Source organism: Hoeflea sp. BAL378 (genome assembly GCF_000759435.1).
Lineage (GTDB): Bacteria > Pseudomonadota > Alphaproteobacteria > Rhizobiales > Rhizobiaceae > Hoeflea.
Genome location: NZ_JRJG01000010.1, coordinates 21,249 through 43,452 on the forward strand (window position 1 = coordinate 21,249; position 22,204 = coordinate 43,452).

The window sequence follows — 22,204 nt, forward strand, 5'->3', positions numbered from 1 at the left end:
CAGAAAAGTGCAGGCCCCCCACGGGGCGGCCCTCAAACGGGGGATCAATCGCGTTCGCACGGCGCCGTCGCGCCGGTTGTGCGGACAGAGTACCGGAGAAGTCCAATGCCCATGCCTGACTCGCTCGCCGGTCGTCTGCGCTTGCCGGTCATCGCCGCGCCGATGTTCATCGTTTCCCAGCCTGCGCTGGTCAAGGCGCAGTGCAAGGCGGGCATCGTCGGCTCGTTCCCGGCGCTGAATGCGCGTCCGCAGGCGGTGCTGGATGAGTGGCTGTCCGAGATCGAGGAGGATCTGGCCGCTCATGATCGCGCCAATCCGGCCCGGCCCGCAGCGCCCTTTGCCGTCAACCTGATCGTGCACAAGTCCAACGACCGCGTCGAAGCCGATCTGGCGACCTGCGTGGCGCACAAGGTGCCGATCGTCATCACCTCCATGGGGGTAAGGAAAGAGGTCATGGAGGCGGTCCACGGCTATGGCGGGCTGGTCTTCCACGACGTCGTCAACTTGAAATTCGCCCGCAAGGCGGCCGAGTTCGGCGCCGACGGGCTGATCGCCGTGGCGGCGGGCGCCGGCGGCCACGCGGGCGCGCTCTCGCCCTTTGCCCTGATCCAGGAATTGCGGTCCTGGTTTCACGGTGCCCTGGCGCTGTCCGGCGCGATCGCCACCGGTCGCTCGGTGCTCGCGGCCCAGGCGATGGGCGCCGATCTGGCCTATGTCGGCTCCGCCTTCATCGCAACCGAGGAGGCCAATGCGGCGCCTGAATACAAGGCCATGATCACGGCGGGCGCGGCCGACGACATCATCTATACACCGGTGTTCAGCGGCGTGCCCGCGAACTATCTCAAGCCCTCCATCGTCGCCGCAGGCCTTGATCCCGACAATCTGCCCGATCCGGCCAAGACGAATTACGGCGGCAGCGCCACCGGGCCCAAGCCCTGGAAGGATGTCTGGGGCGCGGGGCAGGGGATCGGCGCCGTGTCGGCCGTGGTGCCGGCGGCCGAGCTGGTCGCGCGCATGGCCCGGGAATATCTTTCCGCGCGGGATGAGATGCTGCAGGCCGCAGCAGGATGGGAGGCAGCGCAATGAGCGAGTGGTTTGGCTCAAAACCCAATGGCGAACGCCATCCCGAAGGTCGCGTCACCACCGAACAGAGGGGACATGTCCTGCTGATCGGCCTTGACCGGCAGGAGAAGATGAACAGCTTCACGCCCAAGATGCACGCCGAACTGCAATCGGCCTATGTCGCGCTCGACGAGGATCCGGAGCTGCGCGCAGGCGTGGTCTTCGGTCACGGAAAGTGCTTCTCGGCCGGCCTCGACCTGCCCAAATTCATGAGCCTCCTGGCGGACGGCCGCTCGCCGATCGAAATGGACAAGGTCGATCCCTGGTCGCGCTGGATAAGGTGCCGCAAGCCGGTCGTCGCCGCGCCCCGGGGGGTCACCTTCACGGCCGGCCTCGAACTCATCCTGGGCTGCGACATTATCATCGCCGCAGACGATTGCCGGTTCTCCCAGCTTGAGCCCAAGCGGGGAATCATGTCGTCCGCGGGCGGCATCAACCGCTTTGTCGAGCGCGGCGGGTGGGGCAACGCCATGTATCATCTGCTCACCTGCGACGAGTTCGGCGCCGCCGAAGCCTACCGGATCGGCATCGCGCAGGAAGTGGTGGCCGCCGGTCTCGAGCTTGACCGCGCCATCGCCATCGCCTCGCTCATCGCCGCCAACGCGCCATTGGCCGTGCAGGCCACGAAGGCGAATGCGCTGGTCTATGTGCATCAGGGAGAACGCGCCGCCCTGGAGGCGACGAAGCCGGCCCAGGCGGTGCTGACAAACAGCGAAGACTCTAGAGAAGGCTTGCGATCCTTCGTGGAGAAGCGGTCCGCGGAGTTCAAGGGCCGATGAGCGTCTCGAGCGACCATGACGTGCTGATCGTCGGCGCCGGCCCCTCGGGCGGCATCGCCGCCAAGCACCTGGCCGAGGCCGGCTTCAGCGTGGTCTGCCTGGAACAGGGGGAATGGACCTCTCCGGACCAGTTCCACGGCGACAAGCCGGAAGGCGAGCTGATGGACCGCCAGCGCTGGCACTGGAGCCCCAATCACCGGCTGATCGAGGCCGATTATCCGCTCGATGAAAGCGGCTCCGATGTCGGCGTCGCCATGTACAATGGCGTCGGCGGCTCCACCGTGCTGTGGGGCGCGAACTGGCATCGGCTTGCACCGTCCGATTTTCGCGTGCGGTCGCTTGATGGCGTCGCCGAAGACTGGCCGCTGAGCTACGAGGACCTGCTGCCCTTCTATGAAGAGACCGAAGCGGCCATGGGCGTGTCCGGCCATGACGGCGATCCCGCCTATCCCGCGCCGATGCGCTATCCCAATCCCGCCTTTCCGATCGGCATTGCCGGACAGCATCTGGCCCGCGGCATGAACAAGCTCGGCTGGCACTGGTGGCCGGGATCGAACGGCATGCCCTCGCGACCGCACCGGCATTTGGCCAGTTGCGTTCGCCTCGGCGTGTGTTCAAAGGGTTGTCCGGAGGGGGCCAAGGCCGAGGCCGGCCGGGTGTTCTGGTCGGATGCAATGGCCGCCGGCGCGCGCCTGGTCACCGGAGCGCGGGTGCGCGAGATCCTCATCGACGGCAACGGGCTGGCCACCGGCGCGGTCTATATCGACCGCTCGGGTGTCGAGCATGTGCAGAAAGCCAAGGTGGTCATCCTGTGCGCCAACGGCATCGGGACGGCGCGGCTCTTGTTGCTCTCCCGGTCGGGGCGCTTCGCAAACGGCCTCGCCAATTCGACTGGCCTGGTCGGCCGCAACCTGATGCTGCACCCGGTCTCGGCGGTGGTCGGCACGTTCCCGGACTCCATCGAGAGCTGGGTCGGGCCGGGCGGCATGTCGATCTATTCCATGCAGTTCTATGAGACCGACGCATCCCGCGGCTTCGTGCGCGGCGCCAAATGGGCATTGATGCCGAGCGGCGGGCCGCTGTCGATCCATTCGGGCCTCGCCGGCGCGCCGCTCGAACGGGGCTGGGGCGCGGCCATGCATCGCAAGATGCGCCGTCTTGGCCGCAACGCCGTCTGGTCCATCGTCGGCGAGGATCTGCCGAATCCCGAAAACCGCGTGCTGCTCGACACCGAAATGACCGACAGCGACGGTGTCCCGGGCGTGAAGATCCAGTACCGCATCGGCGAGAACGAAAAGCGGCTCAAGGCCTGGCACATGGACCGGGCCGCCGAGTCGATGCTGGCCGCCGGAGCGTTGGAAACCCTCAAGGTCGCCGTCACCCCTCATAGCGGCGGCCACCTGCTCGGCACGGCGCGGATGGGGGACGATCCGGCGCGCGCGGTGACCGACGCCTACGGCCGGACCCATGACGTGCCCAATCTGCACATCTATGACGGCAGCCTGTTCGTGACCTCCGGCGGCGTCAACCCGACCGCAACCATCTGCGCGCTGGCCGCGCGCTGCGTGCAGCACCTGATCGCCAATCGCCGCAACGAGAAGGTGGCGGCATGAGCCGGTTCACCGCCGAGCAGCGCCAGGTGTTTGGCGCCCTGGCCGACATCCTCATTCCGGAGGCGGAGGGCATGCCGTCGGCGACCAGCGTCGGCGTGGCCGACGATCTGCTGGACCGGGTGGCCAATCTGCGCTCCGATATCGTCGGCGATCTGCTCAGGGTCTGCCGCGTCGCCGCGACCCAGGATCCGCAAGCCGCCATCGGGAAGATCCGGGCCGAGGACGAGGAGGGCTTTGCCGCCCTGGCGCTGGCCGTCGCCGGTGGCTACTACATGTCCGATCCGGTGCGCCGGCTGCTCGGCTATACCGGGCCGGAACGACGGCCCGTTGCGACCGATGCACCGGATGATTTTGGCGCGCTGCTGGACCCCGTCATCCGTCGCGGCCACATCTATCGCTCCGTCTGAGCGGCCCGAAAGCGGCATGCGCCGATCGGCCATGGCCGCTGCCGGCGTGTCACGGCAGACTGCCGATCAGGGCATCCGGCCTGAATCCCAAGCTGATCAAGAAACACCCGCGCGAAGGCGTGCGGCTGCGCCCCGGCACGGCCTTGATAACCGTTGAGGGGAGAGACATGTCGCTAATTCCGGCAATTCTCTTTTCTCATTTTTGTGTCACTGCGGTCATGCAGCCGCGATACAATAATATCACCATCTCGGAACTCTATCGCATTTAGAAAATTAGAGCCGGGGAATGCTTAGCTTTGGGAGAGAGCTGTGGCAGTACTGGAGGCGACCGGCCTGAGCAAGCGCTTTGGGGGTCTCAAGGCCTTGTCCGATGTGAGCTTCAGCCTGTCGGGAGGTGAGATCCTTGGAATTCTGGGGCCGAACGGGGCGGGAAAGTCGACCTTGATCAATGTCGTCTCGGGAGCGTTTTCGAGCGATGCCGGCCGCCTGATGCTGGCCGGCCGCGACATTGCCTCCCTCGACTTGCCGGCGCGCGCGCGGGCCGGACTGATCCGCAGCTTTCAGAACGTCCGCCCCAGCGAGATTCTCACGGTTGCCGAGCTGCTGCGCCTTGCCGAACATGTGCACGGTCACGCGGGCGAACGCCGTTTCACCCGCGAACAGATCATCGAGCTGTGCAATCTGGAGTCCTGTCTCGATCAGGAACTGGATCTGCTTGCCTACGGCATCCAGAAGATCGTCAATCTTGCGGCGACGGCCTTGTGCAGGCCGAAGGTGCTGTTGCTCGACGAGCCGTTCTCCGGCGTCTCGGAAGCCGAGATCGTGAGCCTGTCGCAGATCATCTGCAGCTTCAGGGATGCCGGGGTCGGCATCGGACTTGTCGAGCACAATATCGGCTCGGTGATGGCCTTGTGCGATCGCGTCCTGGTGCTGGATTCGGGAACGCCGATCTTCACCGGCCGCCCAGATGTCGCGGCGCGCGATGAAGGCGTGCAGATCGCCTATCTGGGCAAACGCTATGCGGTGGCGGCCCATGGTTGACATTCTCAAGATCGAACGCCTGAAAGGCGGCTATGGCGGCTCGGAAATCGTGCGGGATATCGATCTCGCCGTCGCCGCCGGCGAAGGCGTGGCGCTTGTCGGCCCCAACGGCGCCGGCAAGTCGACCTTCCTCAAGATTGTCTCGGGCCTGTTGCCTGCCCAGTCGGGCGCGATCCTTGTGCATGGCGAGGATGCGAGCCGGTGGACCTCCGCAGCCCTCGTGCGCAGCGGCCTCGTCCATGTGCCCGAGGGGCGCCAGGTTTTCCCGGGACTGAGCGTGGAGGAAAATCTCTGGCTCGGCGGCTATGCGGCGCCGCACCGCCGCAGGGAGCTGCGCGAGCAGGTCCTCGAGATCTTTCCCAAGCTCGGCCAGCGGCTCAGGCAGGCGGCCGACACCATGTCGGGCGGCGAACAGCAGATGCTGGCGATCGGCCGCGGACTGATGGCCGCGCCGCGCCTGCTGATGATCGATGAACCCACCCTTGGGCTGGCACCGGTGGTTGTCGATTCTCTCATCGAGGCGCTCGCCACGGTGCGCGAACGTCTGGGCATCGCCCTGTTGATGGTCGAGCAGAACGCCATGCTCGCCAAGGAGGTGTGCCACCTGGCCTATGTCATGGTCGGAGGAAAGATCGTTCTCAAGGGTCAAACGGAAAGCCTGACCCAGGAGGACCTGATGAAAGCCTACGCAGGACACTAACGTTGAAATCCAGGGAGGGATTATGAGGAACATTTTCACACTTGCAGCAGGATCGGTCTTCGTTCTGCTGGCATCCGGTCATGCCCATGCCGATACGCTCAGACTCAGCGACATGGAATCGCTGACCGGCGTCGCATCGGCCGTTTATGTGCCGCAGGCCAACGCGGTCCAACTGGCGGGCGAACAGATCAATGCAGCCGGCGGCGTCACCATTGGCGGCGTGAACTACACGCTGCAGATCGACCAGTACGATGATCGCACCGACACGTCCGCCGGCGTCGCCACCGTTCAGAAAATTCTCGGGCTGGGCGCGCCGAGCTTCATCATGGGCGGCGGCACCAGTTCGATTTCCGCGGCCTATTCCCCGATCATCAAGGATCGGACCGACGTCATCGTCATGGTCACCGCTTCGCTGTTGCCGGGACTGACCGACAATCCGTCGATCTACCGGCCGCGCGTCACGTCCAAGCAATACACCGATTCCATCGTCAGCTTCGTGACGGGCAATCCGGAGTTCAAGCGGGTTGCGCTCGGCGTCGACAACAAGAATGCCGGCCTCGTCAACGAAGTGCCCGCCCTCAAGGCCGGGCTGCTGGCGGCTGGCGTCGAGATCGTCGCAGAGGAGGAATGGGGCTCCGGCAATCCCCAGTTCGCCACGCAGATTGCCGCCATGAGCCGGAACAATCCGGACGTGCTGGTGCTGCGCGGCTACCCGGCCGATGTCGCCCGGCTGGTGAAGCAGGCGCGGGAGCTCGGCTATTCCGGCCCGATCGTGACCAATTCGGGCATGTCGGCAACGGATGTCGAAAATGCGCAGGCCGCCGAGTCGATGGACGGTGTCGTCGAGGTCGTGGCGCCGGTCGTGAGCGATCTCATCGCCGGAGACCTCAACAAGGAGGCCGCACAGAAGTTCGAGGATGCCTACCAGGCCCGCTTCGGGACGCCGTCCGGACTGCTGTCCGTCAGCGCCTACGATGCGGTCTTCATTCTGACCCGGGCGATGGAGCATGCCGGCACCACCACCGACGTGCCTGCGATCAAGGCGGCCCTCGATGTGCTGAAAGTGTCGGACGTTCCCGAGGCAGTGACGCCCATCAAGCCCTACGACGGCGATCTGCTGTTCAAGGACCGCCAGGCACAGTTCGTCACTGTCGTGCGGCAGTGGAAGGACGGCAAGTTCGTTCCTCTCACATTCGTGAAGTGAAACCATGCAGGAGCTTGTCAACGGTCTCGCTCAGGGGTCGGTCTATTCCCTCACGGCGATGGGGCTGGTGCTGATCTTCAGCGTTGTCCGCGTTCCCAATTTTGCCCATGGCGAGGCCGTCATGTTCGGCGGCATGCTGACCCTGATGTCTGTGACAAGCTTCGGCCTGCCGCTGCTTCCGGCAATCCTGCTTGGTGTCGTTGTCGCCACGGCTTTCGGCCTTGTCCTGTCCGTGGGGGTGTTCTCCCGCGTCAAGGACAAGAGCGAAATCGGCCAACTGATGATCTCGATGGCCATCGTCGTGATCGTCGGGGCGGCGGCGATCCAGCTCTGGGGCGACGAGGCGCGCACGGTGCCCGGCGCACCGAGCATGACATTCCTCGTCGCCGGCGCCTATGTCCCCGTCACCTGGGCGATCATCATCGCCGCGGCGCTGCTGGCGGCCATCGGCCTCGAGCTGTTCGTCCGGCAGACCACGGCGGGCCGCGTCATGCGGGCGATGTCCCTGCGGCCCGACGCAGCCAAGCTGATGGGCATTCCTGTCGACTACTACCAGGCGATGGCCTTTGCCATCGGCTCCGGTCTGGCGGGACTCGCCGGAGGGCTGTACGTGATGGCGTTCCCGGCGCAAGCCAGCATGGGACACATCATGTCGCTGAAGTCCTTCGTGGTGATCATTTTCGCGGGAATGGGATCGATTTCCGGCGCGTTCTTCGGCGGCCTGCTGCTGGGGCTGGTGGAGTCCTTCGGCGGCAGCTTCCTGTCGTCCGGCTACACCAATTCCTTCGGGTTCGTGCTGTTGCTGGCGGTTCTGCTGCTCAAGCCCAACGGCTTGTTCGGAGGGCGGTCGAATGCCTAGGATCGACTGGCTTGGATATGTCGTGCTCGTCGCCGCGATGGCGGCCATCTACATCAATGGCAGCGGCTATGCCTTGACCATCGGCATGACCATCATGATCTGGTCGATGCTGGCCATCGGCCTCAACGTGCCGCTCGGGCTGACCGGCTATTATCACATGGGAATCGGCGCCTTTTTCGGTCTCGGCGCTTACGGCGCCGGTTTCATGGCCGTTCGCCTGGGCCAGCCGTTGATCGTTCCGCTCCTCGTCATGCCCGTCATCGGCGCCGTCATCAGCGCCGCGATAGGACCCATCATCCTGCGCATCCGCGGGCTTCATTTCGCCACCGCCACGCTCGCCATCGGCATGATTGCGTCCGACGTGATGAACAACTGGGTCGCCGTGACCGGCGGGCCGCTAGGGCTCGCGGGCATCGTCCGGCCGGCGCCGATGGTCTTCGGACCCGTGACGATCGACCTGTCGCAGAACAGCGGGTTCTACCTGCTGGGATGCGCGCTGACGCTGGCGCTGCTGATCTGGTTCGCCTGGTTTCGCACCACGGCGTTTGCGCTCGTCTTGCGCGGCATCAAGTCCGACGACCTGCAGACGCGGGCCTTCGGCTATTCCACCATGCGCTACAAGGTTGGCGCCTTCGCCATCTCCGGCGCGATCGCAGCGGCCGTGGGCGTCTATTATGCCTTCTTCATCCAGTACATCTCGCCCGAACCGTTCAGCTTTGCCGCCTCGTCCTTCCAGGCTTTCGTGATCCTGGCGGTGGGAGGAATCGGCTCGCTCTGGGGTCCCGTGCTCGGCGCGACGCTGATCACGGTGCTGCCGGAAGTGCTCGATCTCCAACCCCAGGTCCGGGTCATGACCTATGGCGCCATCCTGCTCGTCGTCATCGTGTTCCTGCCGCGGGGCCTGGCCTCGTTCGGCGCCTATCTCCGTCGCGCCGGACGTGCGCCAGCGCGCGAGAAGGTGCAGCCGGCCCCCCTGGAGCAACCGGCCAAATGAACCCGCTCGGACACACCGCCGTCGCGGCGTCGCTGGCGGCCAAGCGCGCGCGCTGTATAACAGGGCGGGTTTGGCGTCAGCGGCTCGCCGATCCTGCCGCAGGTCCATCCAGCTTGTATCCAAACCGTTGAAAGGAAAGACTATGAAAACCACCGATACCAGCCGGATGAAGGTCCACTCGGCCATTGCGAGGGCCGTGCTGGACAATGGCGGCGGCACGATGTTCGGGCTGATCGGGGACGCCAATCTCTACATGGTCGACAGCTTCATCCGCGATTATGGCGGACGCTATTTTCCGGTGGTCAACGAGGCCAATGCGGTCCTGGCCGCCATCGGCTACGCCCAGGTTTCCGGTAAGGTCGGCGTGGCGACCGTCACCCACGGGCCAGCCATGACCAACACGCTGACGGCGCTGGTCGAGGGGGTCAAGTCCGGGGTGTCGATTGTTCTTCTGTGCGGCGACACCGCCGTCGAAGACAAGGAGCATCTCCAGAAGGTGCCGCAGCGCGAATTCATCCAGTCCACGGGCGCCGGCTTCGAGCAGCTCCGCGCGCCGTCCACCGTTTCGGAAGACGTCGCCACCGCGTTCCGCCGGGCGGCGCTGGAGCGGCGCCCGATCGTCCTCAACATGCCGGCCGAATTCCAGTGGCGCGATGTCGAGTACAGGAAGGTCGTCCACCGGCTCTATGAAGACCGTGCGGTGGTGCCCTCAAGCACCGAGCTCGACAATGCCGTGGGCATCATCGCCGCCGCCAAGCGGCCGATCGTGCTGGCCGGACGCGGATGCATGGAGCCGGAGGCGCGCGCCGCCGTGCTCAAGCTCGCCGAACGGATCGAAGCGCCCCTGGCGACAACGCTGCGTGGCCGCGACCTGTTCCGCGGCGAGGCGTTCAACCTGGGCGTTTTCGGGACGCTGAGCAACCCCGTTGCTGTCGACGTCATCATGGAGAGCGACTGCGTCATCGCCTTCGGCGCAAGCCTCAACCAGTACACCGCGTCGCACGGCGCCCTGCTCGCGGGCAAGCGGGTCATCCAGGTCAATCTTGAACGGTCCGAAGTGGGCAAGAACATCCAGCCCGATGCCGGGCTGGTGGGCGATCCGGGACTGACGGCGGAGGCCATTGTCGGCTGGCTCGATATGGCGGAAATCCCGCCGTCGGGGTTCCGCACGCCCGAGCTGGCGGCCCGGATTGCCGATTACAAGTTGGACCCCAAGGCGTCCAGCCACAGTGCCGAAGGATGCGTCGATGTACGCGAGGCCTTGCTTTATCTCAATGCCGCCATTCCCGACAACCGCGTCGTCACCACCGACGCCGGCCGCTTCATTTTCGAGGCCTGGCGCATCTTCCAGGTCGAGCATCCGCGGTCCTTCGTCTATGGCGCGGGCTACGGCTGCATCGGTCTCGGCATGGGCGAGGCCCTGGGCGCCGCGGTGGCGGCCGAAGGGCGGCCCACCGTGCTCGTGAGCGGCGACGGCGGCTTCATGCTCGGCGGCCTCACCGAGTTCAATTCCGCCGTGCGGCACAAGTCGGACCTGATCGTCATCGTCGTCAATGACGGCGGCTATGGCGCCGAACACATCCAGTTCCGCAACAAGCAGATGGACCCCTCCTTGTCGCTGTTCGAATGGCCGGATCTGGCGCCGGTCGCCATCGCGCTTGGGGGAGAGGGCATCACCGTGCGCTCGTCGGCAGACCTTCCGTCCGCCGCGGAAGCCATCCGCAACCGCAAGGCGCCGCTTTTGATCAATCTCCATGTCGATCCGGACCACATGCCGGCTGCGGCGCACTGACCTTTCCGGCCCTGCCGACAGCGGGGGCGTTTCCGTGGGAGGCGCCCCTGACCCACCAGGGCCGATGCCTTTGGCCGGTCCCATTCCGCACGCGCAAGGAAGGAAACAGCATGACTGGCCGCGATCCGATCGAAGACGTCAACCGGCTGGAAGACGCCCGCCACAGGGCCTTGATCGAAGGCGACGATGCTGCCCTGGAGGCCCTTCTGGACGACAGCCTGATCTACACCCATTCCAACGGTCTGATCGACACCAAGGCCGGGTTCCTAGACGGATTCAGGAACCGCACCTACAGCTATCGGAGCATCGAGCGCGATGCCGTCCAGTCCAGGCTGCACGGAACGACTGTCTACATGGCCGGCGAAGCCAGGATGTGCATCGTCAGCAAGGGCGCCACGACCAATCTCAGGCTTCGCTATTCCGACGTCTGGATCAGCACGCCGGACGGCTGGAAGTTTGCCCTGTGGCATTCCTCGGCCGTGCCGGCGCCCGGGGGCTCGAAGTAGGGCGGCCGGTCCCCGGTCCCGGCTCGACGGTCGCAAGCACGGCTTCGAGGGGACTCGGGCCGCGCCTGGGCCTGCGCGCGGCGCTTCAGATCACTTTCTCTCTGTCCGCCCAATAGGGAGCGCGGATGTTGCGCCGGAGGGTCTTCCCGGCCGTGCTTTTTGGGAGGGCCTCGAGGAAATCGACGCTTTTGGGCACCTTGAACCCGGCGATGCGCTCGCGCGCCCAGGCCATGATGTCCTCGGCCGTGACATCGCTGCCGCTCTTGCGGACGATGACGGCCTTGACTTCCTCTCCCCACCGCTCGGATGGCACGCCGACGACCGCGACCTCGGCCACCCCTGGATGCCCGTAGATGGCGTTCTCCACTTCGGCCGGATAGATATTCTCGCCGCCGGAGACGATCATGTCCTTCACGCGGTCGCTGATGTAGAGATAGCCGTCTTCATCCAGATAACCCGCGTCGCCGGTGGCCAGCCATCCATCCTTGTCGAGGGCTTTCGCGGTTGCTTCCGGATCGCGCCAGTATCCCTTCATGTTGCCGGGCGAGAGAACATTGATCTCGCCCACTTTGCCCGGCGCCAGGATCGTGCCGTCGACGCCGCGGATCTGCAGTTTCACGCCGGGCAGGGGCTTGCCGCAGGAATTCAGTTTCGGGGCGTCGCCAAGATGTTCTTCCGGCAGCAGGACGACGATCGTTGCCGCGGTCTCCGTCATTCCATAGCCCTGCATGAAGCCGCAACCGAAGACCTCCAACAGTTCCGCCAGCAGTTTGCGCGGAATCGGACTCCCGCCATAGGTAATGGCCCGGATCCGGCTGAAATCGGTGGTCGCGGCGCGCGGGTCCCGCGCAATGGTCTGCAGGGCGGCGGGAACCAGGAAGAAGTTGTTCACGCCCTCGTCCCGGATGAAGCCGATGACGTCGTCGGGCGCGAACTGCGGCGCGACGATGGATTTGATCCCGCCATAGAGCGCCCAGATGCCGGTGGCCGTTCCGCCCACATGGGAGACGGGCATCGCCAGGAGCGCGATGTCGTCGGGGTAGTATTTGTTGGCCTCGCCGCCCGATGTCGACATGATCGCGCGCATCTTGACGAAGTTCGCGTGGGTCAGCATGGCGCCCTTGGGGGCGCCTGTGGTGCCGGACGTGTAGATCTGCACCGCGACGTCTTCGGGATCGATGCGGACGGCGGGCTTGTCCGCGGACTGGGAATCGCGCCAGGCGATGAACGCGCCGTCGGCGTCGTTGACAGGCATGATGGCGCGCATGAACGGCAGGCCGTCGTCGCTGTAGGCGGGACGCAGCAATTCCCTCTCGACGAACAGCAGTTGCGCCTCGCTGTTGCGCAAGATCGTCACGACCTCAGGCTCGGCCAGACGCCATCCGATCGGCGCGACCACAATGCCGGCCTTCATCGCGCCGAACAGAAGCTCGAAGTAATGGTCGCTGTTGCGTCCCAGGAAGCTGATCCGGTCGTCCTTTTTTAGGCCGGCGGCGATCAGCCCGTTGGCGATCTGGTTGGTGTGGGCGTCGAAGGCAGCAAAGCTGGTGTGCCGGTCCTTGAAGACAAGCGCGATCTTGTCGCCCAGATCCTGGGCGTTGTAGGCCGAAAGCTCAACGAGGGTTGTGATCGGCAGTTCGCCACGGGCTTCCATATTTCCTCCTCAACCGGAACCGGCATCTCAAATGCCCGGTCCCTAGCATACGTATGACGAAACGCCAAATCAATTTCCCATACCGATAGAGCTTCGTATATGAGGAAATTTCCCCTGATTCCATCGATGTGCCGAGGTTCAAAATCTTCGTCATTTCGAAAACAATTCGTTGCAGGAAAACTTTTGCCACGCTATTGATAGGCTGGAACTTGACCGGCGGCGATGGGGCGCGTGGGCGGGATGGATCAGGCGGGTGCCGGGGAATTTTCGAATGCGCGGGCATTGCGGAAGTCTGGCCGCCCTGGACCCGAGCCGTCGCGCGAAGCGCCGGACGCCGGCCATGGTGCTCGCATCATTCAGGCTGAGCGCCTGGGGCAGGGCCCGAAAGAGCGTGTCAATCAGAGTTAAAGGTGGTCTTCTTGCCTGTAATAAAAATACCCAAACCGGACTTCATGGACAATGAAGAGCTGAATATCTTCGAGACTTCGGTTCAGCGCAGTTTTGACTCCATAGTCTCTGACGGGGACGTGCGCAAATGGCGTGACCTGGGCACGGTGCCGCGCGACGTCTGGACACGGGTCGGCGAGGCGGGCCTGCTCGGGGTCTCCATACCCCAGCACTATGGCGGCGGCGGCGGCGATTTCCGCCATGAAGTCGTGATCATGCAGGAACTCGCGCGGCGAGACGCCACCGGATTTGCCATTCCGCTGCACAATGCGGTGGTCGCGCCTTATATTGTCGAGCATGCCACCGAGCAACTGAAGTCCCACTGGCTGGGACAGGCCGCGACCGGAGAGAAACTGCTGGCCGTGGCGATGACCGAACCGGCGGCCGGCTCGGACCTGCAGGGCATCCGCACCGTGGCCCGCCGGGACGGCGACCACTATGTCATCAATGGGCAGAAGACCTTTATTTCCAACGGGCTGCACGCAGACATCATCGTCGTCGCGGTGAAGACTAATCCCGAAGCGGGCGCCAAAGGCATTTCGCTTCTCGTCGTGGAAACCGACAAGGCTGAAGGCTTCTCGCGCGGCAAGCTGCTGGACAAGCTCGGGCAGGAGAGCCGCGACACGAGCGAGCTGTTCTTCTCCGACGTGCGGGTCCCGGTGGAGAATCTGCTCGGCGGATCGGAGGGACAGGGTTTCCGGATGCTGATGGAGAACCTGCCGCAGGAGCGCATGGTCATCGCCTGGCTGGCGATGGGGATGATCGAAAGCGCGCTCGAGCACACAATGTCCTACGTGAAGGAGCGCAAGGCCTTCGGCAAGCCGCTTTTTGCGCAGCAAAACACCCAGTTCAAGCTGGCAGAATGCGTGGCCAAGGCGACGCAGACCAAGGTGTTCGTCCAGTACTGCACGCAGCTCCTGGTCGAGAAGCGGCTGGACGCCCCGACGGCGTCCATGGCGAAGCTGCTGGCGACCGAGACCCAGGCCGAGATCATCGACACCTGTCTGCAACTTTTCGGCGGCTACGGCTACATGCGGGAATACCCGATCGCCGAAATGTACCGGGACGCGCGCGGGTTCCGCATCTATGGCGGCACCAGTGAAATCATGAAGATCATCATCGCCCGATCGCTTTGAAACGAGGAGTGTCGCATGCAGGAAGTGTTGTTTGAGGTCGAAGACGGCGTCGCGATCATCACCATTAACCGTCCCGAGGCCAAGAATGCGGTGACCCGCGCCGTGTCGCAGGGGATTTCGGACGCGCTCGACGAGGTCGACAGCCGCAACGACATCCGCATCGCCATCATCACCGGCGCCGGCGGCACGTTCTGCGCCGGAATGGACCTGAAGGCCTTTCTGCGCGGGGAGATCGTCGGTCTCGAGGGCAGCGGCTTTGGCGGCATCGCGCGCCGCGTGATGACAAAGCCGGTGATCGCGGCGGTCGAGGGCTACGCGGTCGGCGGCGGCTTCGAGATCGCCCTGGCGTGTTCCATGATCGTGGCGGCGACGGACGCCAAATTCGCCCTGCCGGAAGTCAAGCGCGGGCTGGCCCCCACGGCGGGCGGCCTGGTTCGCTTGCCGCGCCTGCTGCCGCCCCGTATCGCCACGGAAATGGTGCTGACCGGCGATACGGTGACGGCGGCCGATCTCGAACGCCACGGTCTCGTCAACAAGCTGGCCGAGCCCGGCGGAGCGCTCGCCGCGGCAAAGCAGTTGGCCGCCCGCGTCGCCGCAAACGGACCCCTGGCGATCAAGGCCTGCGCGCAGGTCATGCGCGAGCAGCAGGACTGGACGACCGACGAAGTGTTTGCCCGCCAGGCCAAGATCACCGACGTGGTTTTTGCCTCGGCCGACGCGCGCGAGGGCGCAACGGCCTTCGCGGAAAAACGCAAGCCGAACTGGCAGGGAAAATAGAGCGCACCACCAGCCTTGCGGGGAATTCGGGATCGATCCGGCACGATAGGGGAGTGCGGATCCGGCGGCCGGGCTTGTGTCCAGCGGGCATCAGGATATACATCCGGATACGCAGCGGGTAGCAGGTGGTTAGTGCCTTGGATCAAAACTCCCATTTGAATGTCAAGCAATCGGTCGACGGCGTGCTGATGCCGGTCGATACCATTGCCGACGGACGCAAGCAGGTCGGCGCGGTGGTTGCCGCCACGAGCGTGATCGAGAGCCTCTCCGCCAACCACCGGCGGCACCGCATGACGGCGATCGCCCGCGAACTCAAGATCCCGGTCAGTTCCTGCTTCAACATCCTCAAGACGCTCGTCAACGAACAGATCCTGGATTTCGACCCCGAGACGAAAACCTATGGCCTAAGCTACGGCCTGGTCGAAATCGCCCGGCATTATCTCGGACATGGCGGCGCGCTGCGTGTCGTCGCGCCCTTGCTGGAACAGCTCGCCCAGCATTACGAGGTGACGCTCGTGGTCTGGCGGCGTTCGGGCAAGAACATGGTGGTGGTCGACTATGTCGATCACGGCTCGGCCGTTCGGGTGCACATCGAGCCGGGGTCGCGGTTTCCGTTGCTGGCCGGCGCAATGGGGCGGGTCCTCGGCGCCTTTGGCGGCCTGACCACGCGGGAAACCCTGCACTTCTTCTCGCGCGTGAAATGGGACAGCCCCTTCACGTTCGAGCAGTTCATGGCCGAGGTGTCCGCGACCGCGGACCGGGGCTGGGCGATCGATGACGGGAGCTTCTCTTCGGGTATCTCGACGATCTCCGTTCCCATCTTCAACCGGCACCAGCATGCCGATGCGGTCCTCAGCGCCACGTCGTTCGTCAATCAATTGGGCGACAGGCAGCGTCGCGACATTGCCGAAGACCTGCAGTCTGTCGCGCATCTGATCGCGGAGATCCGTGTCGGCGATGACCTGTAGCGAGGTCCCCCAAGGCGGGTCGCACCCGGGCGGCAAGGATCAGAGGATCCGGCCGCCATCCACGACAAGCGTCTGCCCGGTGATGTAGGCAGCCAGCGGCGAGCTCAGGAACAGCGCAGGCCCGGCCATGTCTTCGACCGTGCCCAGCCGGCCAAGGGAAATCGTCCCCAGGGCGGCGTTCAGCCGGTCGGGATTGTTGACCGTCACGCCGGTCATCTTGGTCGCCACCATGCCCGGAGCCAGCACATTGACCCTGATGCCGTCACCGCCCCAGGCATCGCCGAGCGTGCGCGCCAGGGCGTGCACGGCGGCCTTGGACGCGGCATAGGCCGGGTTGCCCTTGACCGCCTTCAGCGCCCCGATCGAGCCGATGACGACGATGGAGCCCGAGGCCTGTTTCAGGCGCTGGTGGAAGGTCGTGGCGCACAGCATGACGCTCGAGAGGTTGACATCGATCACCCTGCGAAAGCTCTCCATCTCGAACTCGCGCCTTTTGTATTCGACGGCCCCTTGCGCCATGATCAGCACGTCAAGCTTGGGGATCCGGCCGGCCGCATCCTCGACCTCTGCGTCATTGCGCACATCGACCTTCGTGTAGGCAAGCCCCGAAAGGTTGGAGCCTTCGACACCGTCATAGTCGGCCGCGCTCGCGCGCGTGCCCCAGACGAGCACGTCCGCGCCATAGGCGCGGAACGCCTGGGCGATGCCGTTGCCGATGCCGCTCGAGCCGCCGACCACGAGCACTGTCTTTCCGGAAAAGTCGAACGGGTTCACTTGCCTGCCGCCTTTGCCTTCGCGGCCGCAGCCGCGGCCTTTGCCGCCTGCATGCCCCGCACGGTCTCCAGCAGTTCCGGCGCCTGGAAACTCTCGGCTTCCAGCATCAGGCCCAGTTCCAGCGTGCCATGGGCGATCTGTTGGGTGATCTTGTTGAAGGTGCGCTTGGTGCCCTGCACGCCGAGCGGCGGATAGGAAACGATCCGTTGCGCGATCGAGAGCGCGTGCGGCAGCACCTCCTCCGGCGTGTCGACGAGATCGGTCACCACCCCCATGTCATAGGCGCTTTCCGCGCTCAGCGGATCGCCCGTCAGCAAATAGCGCTTGGCGCGATTGATCCCCATCGCCTGTGTCCAGGCGATCACGCCGCCGTCGCCGGCGACGAGACCGAGAACCACATGGGGATCGATGAACCGGGCGTTCTTGTCGGCGACGATGATGTCGCTCGCGACCGCAATCGTGGCGCCGAGGCCCGCCGCGGTGCCCTGCACCGCGCTGATGACCGGGATGTCGAGCCGGGTGAGGATGCCGAACATTTCGGTGGCTTCATGCACCATGTGGCGCCGAAGCTCGAGCGAATGATGGGCCTCGACAATCGAGTCCAGGTCGCCGCCGGCCGAGAAATGTCGTCCCGCGCCGGAAATGACCAGCGCGCGCAGGTCGGTCCTGCCCGCGATCTCCCGCAGGGCGCCGACAAGCTCGGTGTGCGCTTCCGGGTAGACCGCGTTGGCGATATCGGGCCGGTTCATCCGCAACTGCGCGATGCTGCTGCTGGTATCGAGTTCGAGAAAGCTCATGGCGGATCCTAGCATGGGGTCAGGATGGGATGTCTTGCGGCGGGTAGCGCTTGTACTCGAGCCTTGCGACCGTGCGGGCGTGGACTTCGTCGGGTCCGTCGGCAATCCGCAGGGCACGCACACGCGCGAACAGCGCCGCGGTGCCGGCGTCCGAATCGAGGCCGCCCGCGCCGAAGGCCTGGATGGCGTTGTCGATGATCCGAAGTGCGGTGAGCGGACCTGCGAGCTTGATCATGGCGATCTCGAGCCGCGCCTTCTGGTTGCCGACCTTGTCCATCATGTCCGCCGCCTTCAGGGTCAGCAGCCGGGTCATCTCGATGTCGACCCGTGCCTGCGCCACCCTTTGTTCCCAGATCGATTGATCGGCAAGCCTGCGGCCGAATGTGTGCCGCGACTGCAGGCGCCGGACCATCTTTTCAAGCGCGACTTCCGCCATGCCGATGATGCGCATGCAGTGATGGATCCGTCCCGGGCCGAGCCGGCCCTGGGAAATCTCGAAGCCGCGCCCTTCGCCGAGCAGGAGGTTCTCCGCGGGCACGCGCACATTGTCGAAGGTCACCTCGAAATGGCCATGCGGGGCATCGTCATAGCCGAAGCTGGTGAGCATCCGGCCGATGTGAATGCCCGGCGTGTCGCGCGGGACAAGGATCTGGCTCTGCTGCTGGTGCCGGGCGGCGGTGGGGTCGGTCTTGCCCATCACGATCATCAGCGTGCACCGCGGATCGCCCAGGCCGGAAATCCACCATTTCTTGCCGTTGATCACATAGTCGTCGCCGTCGCGGACGATCGTCATGCTCACATTGGTCGCGTCCGAGGAGGCGACATCGGGTTCCGTCATGGCGAAGGCCGAGCGGATTTCGCCATCCAGCAGCGGGCGCAGCCAAGTCTGCTTCTGCGCCGCGGTGCCGTAGCGGTGCAGCACCTCCATGTTGCCGGTGTCCGGAGCCGAGCAATTGAAGACTTCCGAGGCCCAGGTGATGCGGCCCATTTCCTCGGCGAGCGGGGCGTAGTCGAGATTGGACAGGCCTGCGCCATGATAGTCGCTGGTGTCGTGCTCGGGCGAGGGCGGCATGAACAGGTTCCAGAGTCCTTTTGCCCGCGCCTTGGCCTTGAGCTCCTGAAGGATGGCGGGCTGCTGCCACCGGTTTTCGTCAAGCTGCGCATAATAGGTCGGCACGGCGGCCGCGACTTCGCTGCGCATGAAGCTGCGCACGGCGTCGAGATATTCGGCCTGCTTGTGTGAAAGATCAAAGTCCACGGCTGGTTACCCCTGTCTAGTGCGGCTGGTATCGTCGGCGATCCAGCCCAGTGCGCGCTGAAGCAGCGCTATTGCAGAACGGTGCAGGCGGTCCCCGGTCTGGCTGTCCACCAGCCCGGCGCAGGAACGCGCGTAAGTGCCCTCGAGGATGATGCCCAGCTTGAAGCAGGACAGGATCTCGAACCAGCGCAGGTGGGTGAGATCGCGCCCCGTCAGGCGGACATATTCGGCGATCAGTTCGCTGCGTCTGGGAAACCCGTCGGCAGGCTCCACGCGCAGGCTCAAGGGCGTGTCGCCGTTCTCGTCCGGCCAGGTGGAGAGCAGGCGCCCCAGGTCCAGCAGCGGGTCGCCCAGCGTGGCCATTTCCCAATCGGCGATCGCGGCCAGCCGGCCGTCCGCATCGAAGATCACATTGCCCAGGTGATAGTCGCCATGAATAATGCCGGGCTGCATCCGGGGCGGGAGATTGCGGTCCAGCCACTGGCGGATGTCCGTGAGCCCCGGCAGCTCGTCGCGGCCCGTCCAATTGGCGAAGGCGTCATAGCTGTCCAATTGCTTGGTCCAGCGGCCGGTCTGGCGTTCGAGAAATCCCTCGAGCCGGCCGAAATCCGCCAGTCCCATCTCGAGCGGGTCGAGCGCGGCGAGCCTTGCCAGCCCTCCCACGAGTTCCAGGCCGAGGCGATGCCGGAAACCGGCGTCGGTGCGCAATCGCGGGGGCGGATCGAGCGTGGCGTTGAAGCCCGGCACAAAGGCCGTCAGGTAAAAGCTCGCGCCCAGCGCCTCCGGCCCGTCCGATCCGGCGATGAAGGCGGGATGGGGAACATTGGTGCCCTCGAGCGCCGCCAGCAGCCGGGCCTCGCGGGTGATGATGCGATTGCTTTCGTCGCGCAGGTTCTCGGGCCCCCGGCGCACGACGAACGTCTCGGTGCCGCGGCGAAAGCACAGAAGGATGTTCTGGGTGCCGCCGGCGAGCCGCACCACATCGCTGATGGGTCCGGCGGCGATGCCCTGCGCATCCATCCAGCGCTCCAGGCGCGCCAGGTCAATGCCGAAGTGCTGCTCGGTGGCGGTGGTCAAAGCAATCCTCCAAACCGCTGTGCAACCATCTCCGCGAACGGGGCATAGAGCTTCTCAGCAGTGTCGGAGGGGCCGCCGGCAAGATGCTCGTCGAGCAGCGCGCGTTGCAAAAACAGATGGCAATCCTGCTCCGCGGTGAAGCCGATGCCGCCATGGATCTGGATGGCGTCCATCGCAATGCGCCGGTAGACCTCGGTCGCCCAGAGCCGCGCCCCGCCGGCCAACGGGGTGTCGCAGCCTTGTTCGCTCATCACCTGCGCCGCATGGGAGACCAGCGCTGACGCGGATTCGAGCCAGGTGCGCATGTCGGCGCAGCGATGCTTGATCGCCTGGAAGGAGCCGATGGCGCGCCCGAATTGCTGGCGGGTGATGCTGTAGTCGATCGTGTCCTGGAGGGCCTGCGCCGCGCCGCCGATCGCATCGCCGGCAATGGCTAGGTCAAAATGCGCCTGGGCACGCAGGATGGCCGCGCGCGCGGGGTCGCCGACGTGGATCAGCGCGGTTTCCGGAACGGTGAAGCCGGAGAAGGTCACCCGGGCGAGCGCGCGCGACGGATCCCAGAACGCGACCGGGGCGATCTCCAGTCCCGCGCCACCTGTTTCGACGATCGCGATGGCTGGCTCGCCCGCCTGCTCGATCACAATGACAAGATGGGTGGCTTGGGAAGGGGCAAGGCAGTGGGCAATTTCGCCGTCCAGGCGCAGCCCGTCGCCCGCGGGGCTTGCGGCCAACGGCGCGTCATGCGGCCGGTGCAGCGCGACGACAATCTCGCCGGATGCGATGCCTGCGTAGAACTGCCCGGCAAGCGCCGAGCCTTTTAGCATCTCGACCAGGAGCATGGAGTTCAAGAGCGGCGCGGGCGACAGGACGCGCCCCAGCTCGCTGTAGAGGGGGACGAGCGTCGTGTAGGGCTGCTCGAGGCCGTCGAAGGCGCCGGGGATGGCGAGCGTCAGCCATCCGAGGTCGACCAACTGCCGCCAGTGATCCTGCGCGGCCCGGGGTTCGGCCAGCGCCCGTCTTTGCGGATGATTGGCCAGGACGCGATGCGCGGTATCCGCCATCTCCGCCGCATCAATCACGTCGATACTCTCTTCCGTCGCGCTCACGATGTCTTCTCCCGCGGCATTCCCAGAACGCGTTCGGAAATGATGTTGCGTTGAATTTCGTTGGTGCCGCCGGCGATGGTCCACATGTAGGAATTGAGGAAGTCGAACATCCAGTTCCCGGTTTCATGTCCCGCGCCCAGCACCAGGGGCGATTTGGCCAGGCCATGCATGCCTTCGACGCCGAGGCCGAGCTGGGTGAATTCGCGCAGCACCTCGGCATAGAAATGCTTGACGAAGGAGGAATCGCCGGGCGCGTCTTCGCCTTTGCCGGCGCGCCGCATCATCTGTCCCGTCAGCGCCCGCAACGCCTCGATCTTGATCTGGACCATGGTCCCCTTGCGCCGGAATTCGGCGTCGCCCGACCGTCCGGACCGGTTCATGGCCTCGAGGAGCCGCCAGACGGCCCGATGCATGCGCTCGGCCAGTTCCAGGATGGTCAGGCCGCGTTCGGAGGCAAGCGTCGTCTGCGCCACCTTCCAGCCTTCGCCCTCGGCGCCCAGTCGGTTCTCGACCGGGATGACGACGTCCTGGAGGAAAAGCTCGCTGAATTCCTCGTCGCCGGTGATCTGCCGGATGGGTCGCGTGACGATGCCCTCGGATTTCATGTCCATGAGAAGAAAGGTGATTCCGGCCTGCTTCGGCCCCTCTTTCGACGTCCTCACCAGCAGCAGGCACCAGTCGGCATGCTGGCCCATGGTCGACCAGATTTTCTGCCCGTTGACGATGTAGTTGTCGCCGACGCGTTCCGCCCGTGTCCGCAGCGACGCCAGATCCGAGCCGGCATTGGGCTCGGAAAAGCCCTGGCACCAGATCGCCCCCTTGAGGATCGCATCGAGGTGCTGCGCCTTCTGCGCCTCTGTCCCCCAATGGCTGATGGTCATGGCGGCGTGATAGAGAGAGATGAAATACAGCAGCAGCCGCGGCGCGTCGGCGCGCGCCATTTCCTCAAAAATGATGACCTGTCTTTCGAGCGGCAATCCGCCGCCGACCCAGGCGGAATCCCAGTGGGGCGTGGCATAGCCCGACGGGATGATGGTCTCGAACCATTCGCGTTGCAGCTCCACGAAGGCTGCCGTATCCGCGCCTTCCATGCGGGCGCGCCAGTCCGAAGGCAGGTTTGCCGAAATCCAGGCCCTGACCTGCTTCCGAAATGCATCATCTGTCATCAGGTATTCTCCGTGCTGATGGCCCTG

At 65.1% G+C, this 22,204-nt stretch carries 21 protein-coding genes; 14 read left to right on the top strand and 7 right to left on the bottom strand.

Translation table 11 applies throughout. The features are described 5' to 3' along the window. Positions 1 to 105 precede the first annotated feature (105 nt). From LL06_RS03375 to LL06_RS03425, 11 genes are all read left to right on the top strand, one after another. A complete protein-coding gene (locus LL06_RS03375) occupies positions 106 to 1,086 on the top strand; it encodes a nitronate monooxygenase family protein (protein ID WP_035522180.1) in 981 nt (326 codons plus the stop codon). Beyond that, on the top strand, positions 1,083 to 1,901 hold the full coding sequence (locus LL06_RS03380; RefSeq protein WP_035522182.1) for a crotonase/enoyl-CoA hydratase family protein: 819 nt from the start codon (positions 1,083 to 1,085) through the stop codon (positions 1,899 to 1,901). Before LL06_RS03375 ends, LL06_RS03380 begins: the two co-directional genes overlap by 4 nt. Continuing rightward, positions 1,898 to 3,514, top strand: coding sequence for a GMC family oxidoreductase (locus LL06_RS03385; RefSeq protein ID WP_035522184.1), 1,617 nt, complete (start codon positions 1,898 to 1,900; stop codon positions 3,512 to 3,514). The genes LL06_RS03380 and LL06_RS03385 overlap by 4 nt, the downstream gene beginning before the upstream one ends. After that, entirely contained in the window at positions 3,511 to 3,921 is a 411-nt protein-coding gene (locus LL06_RS26255; protein ID WP_052161166.1) for a hypothetical protein, read from the top strand. Before LL06_RS03385 ends, LL06_RS26255 begins: the two co-directional genes overlap by 4 nt. 309 nt (positions 3,922 to 4,230) lie before the next feature. Continuing rightward, positions 4,231 to 4,962, top strand: coding sequence for an ATP-binding cassette domain-containing protein (locus tag LL06_RS03395; RefSeq protein ID WP_035522187.1), 732 nt, complete (start codon positions 4,231 to 4,233; stop codon positions 4,960 to 4,962). Further along, on the top strand, positions 4,955 to 5,662 hold the full coding sequence (locus tag LL06_RS03400; RefSeq protein ID WP_081963632.1) for an ABC transporter ATP-binding protein: 708 nt from the start codon (positions 4,955 to 4,957) through the stop codon (positions 5,660 to 5,662). The genes LL06_RS03395 and LL06_RS03400 overlap by 8 nt, the downstream gene beginning before the upstream one ends. Before the next feature lie 22 nt (positions 5,663 to 5,684). Further along, positions 5,685 to 6,866: an ABC transporter substrate-binding protein gene (locus tag LL06_RS03405; protein ID WP_035522190.1), complete on the top strand. Its 1,182-nt coding sequence runs from the start codon at positions 5,685 to 5,687 to the stop codon at positions 6,864 to 6,866. Between the two features lie 4 nt (positions 6,867 to 6,870). Then, on the top strand, positions 6,871 to 7,725 hold the full coding sequence (locus tag LL06_RS03410; protein WP_035522192.1) for a branched-chain amino acid ABC transporter permease: 855 nt from the start codon (positions 6,871 to 6,873) through the stop codon (positions 7,723 to 7,725). Further along, positions 7,718 to 8,719 (top strand): branched-chain amino acid ABC transporter permease, encoded by a 1,002-nt coding sequence (locus LL06_RS03415; protein WP_081963622.1) that lies wholly within the window; start codon positions 7,718 to 7,720, stop codon positions 8,717 to 8,719. The genes LL06_RS03410 and LL06_RS03415 overlap by 8 nt, the downstream gene beginning before the upstream one ends. A 142-nt stretch (positions 8,720 to 8,861) precedes the next feature. Further along, positions 8,862 to 10,511: a thiamine pyrophosphate-binding protein gene (locus tag LL06_RS03420; protein ID WP_035522198.1), complete on the top strand. Its 1,650-nt coding sequence runs from the start codon at positions 8,862 to 8,864 to the stop codon at positions 10,509 to 10,511. A gap of 110 nt (positions 10,512 to 10,621) precedes the next feature. Further along, positions 10,622 to 11,017 (top strand): nuclear transport factor 2 family protein, encoded by a 396-nt coding sequence (locus tag LL06_RS03425; RefSeq protein ID WP_035522201.1) that lies wholly within the window; start codon positions 10,622 to 10,624, stop codon positions 11,015 to 11,017. An 85-nt stretch (positions 11,018 to 11,102) separates the two neighbouring features. Here LL06_RS03425 and LL06_RS03430 read toward each other — a convergent pair whose 3' ends face one another. Further along, the gene (locus LL06_RS03430) at positions 11,103 to 12,671 is read right to left on the bottom strand and encodes a long-chain-fatty-acid--CoA ligase (protein ID WP_035522203.1); all 1,569 of its coding nucleotides are present in this window, start codon (positions 12,669 to 12,671) and stop codon (positions 11,103 to 11,105) included. A 452-nt stretch (positions 12,672 to 13,123) separates the two neighbouring features. Between LL06_RS03430 and LL06_RS03440 the strand changes: the two genes are divergently transcribed. The 3 genes from LL06_RS03440 (at position 13,124) to LL06_RS03450 (ending at position 15,999) form a co-directional block, all read left to right on the top strand. Continuing rightward, the gene (locus tag LL06_RS03440) at positions 13,124 to 14,254 is read left to right on the top strand and encodes an acyl-CoA dehydrogenase family protein (protein WP_244447037.1); all 1,131 of its coding nucleotides are present in this window, start codon (positions 13,124 to 13,126) and stop codon (positions 14,252 to 14,254) included. Between the two features lie 15 nt (positions 14,255 to 14,269). Further along, a complete protein-coding gene (locus LL06_RS03445; protein WP_035522209.1) occupies positions 14,270 to 15,031 on the top strand; it encodes a crotonase/enoyl-CoA hydratase family protein in 762 nt (253 codons plus the stop codon). Between the two features lie 155 nt (positions 15,032 to 15,186). Further along, entirely contained in the window at positions 15,187 to 15,999 is an 813-nt protein-coding gene (locus tag LL06_RS03450; RefSeq protein ID WP_035522211.1) for an IclR family transcriptional regulator, read from the top strand. A 39-nt stretch (positions 16,000 to 16,038) separates the two neighbouring features. On the opposite strand, the gene LL06_RS03455 is transcribed toward LL06_RS03450, so the two are convergent. From LL06_RS03455 to LL06_RS03480, 6 genes are read right to left on the bottom strand one after another with little or no spacing between them, the layout of a single operon-like run. Next, positions 16,039 to 16,773: an SDR family oxidoreductase gene (locus LL06_RS03455; protein ID WP_035522214.1), complete on the bottom strand. Its 735-nt coding sequence runs from the start codon at positions 16,771 to 16,773 to the stop codon at positions 16,039 to 16,041. Continuing rightward, positions 16,770 to 17,570, bottom strand: coding sequence for an enoyl-CoA hydratase/isomerase family protein (locus tag LL06_RS03460; RefSeq protein ID WP_052161169.1), 801 nt, complete (start codon positions 17,568 to 17,570; stop codon positions 16,770 to 16,772). The genes LL06_RS03455 and LL06_RS03460 overlap by 4 nt, the downstream gene beginning before the upstream one ends. Positions 17,571 to 17,589: 19 nt before the next feature. After that, a complete protein-coding gene (locus LL06_RS03465; protein ID WP_035522217.1) occupies positions 17,590 to 18,828 on the bottom strand; it encodes an acyl-CoA dehydrogenase family protein in 1,239 nt (412 codons plus the stop codon). A gap of 6 nt (positions 18,829 to 18,834) precedes the next feature. Beyond that, a complete protein-coding gene (locus LL06_RS03470) occupies positions 18,835 to 19,905 on the bottom strand; it encodes a phosphotransferase family protein (protein ID WP_035522220.1) in 1,071 nt (356 codons plus the stop codon). After that, on the bottom strand, positions 19,902 to 21,011 hold the full coding sequence (locus LL06_RS26260) for an acyl-CoA dehydrogenase family protein (protein WP_052161170.1): 1,110 nt from the start codon (positions 21,009 to 21,011) through the stop codon (positions 19,902 to 19,904). Before LL06_RS26260 ends, LL06_RS03470 begins: the two co-directional genes overlap by 4 nt. After that, the gene (locus tag LL06_RS03480) at positions 21,008 to 22,177 is read right to left on the bottom strand and encodes an acyl-CoA dehydrogenase family protein (RefSeq protein ID WP_035522222.1); all 1,170 of its coding nucleotides are present in this window, start codon (positions 22,175 to 22,177) and stop codon (positions 21,008 to 21,010) included. The genes LL06_RS26260 and LL06_RS03480 overlap by 4 nt, the downstream gene beginning before the upstream one ends. Between the last annotated feature and the right edge of the window lie 27 nt (positions 22,178 to 22,204).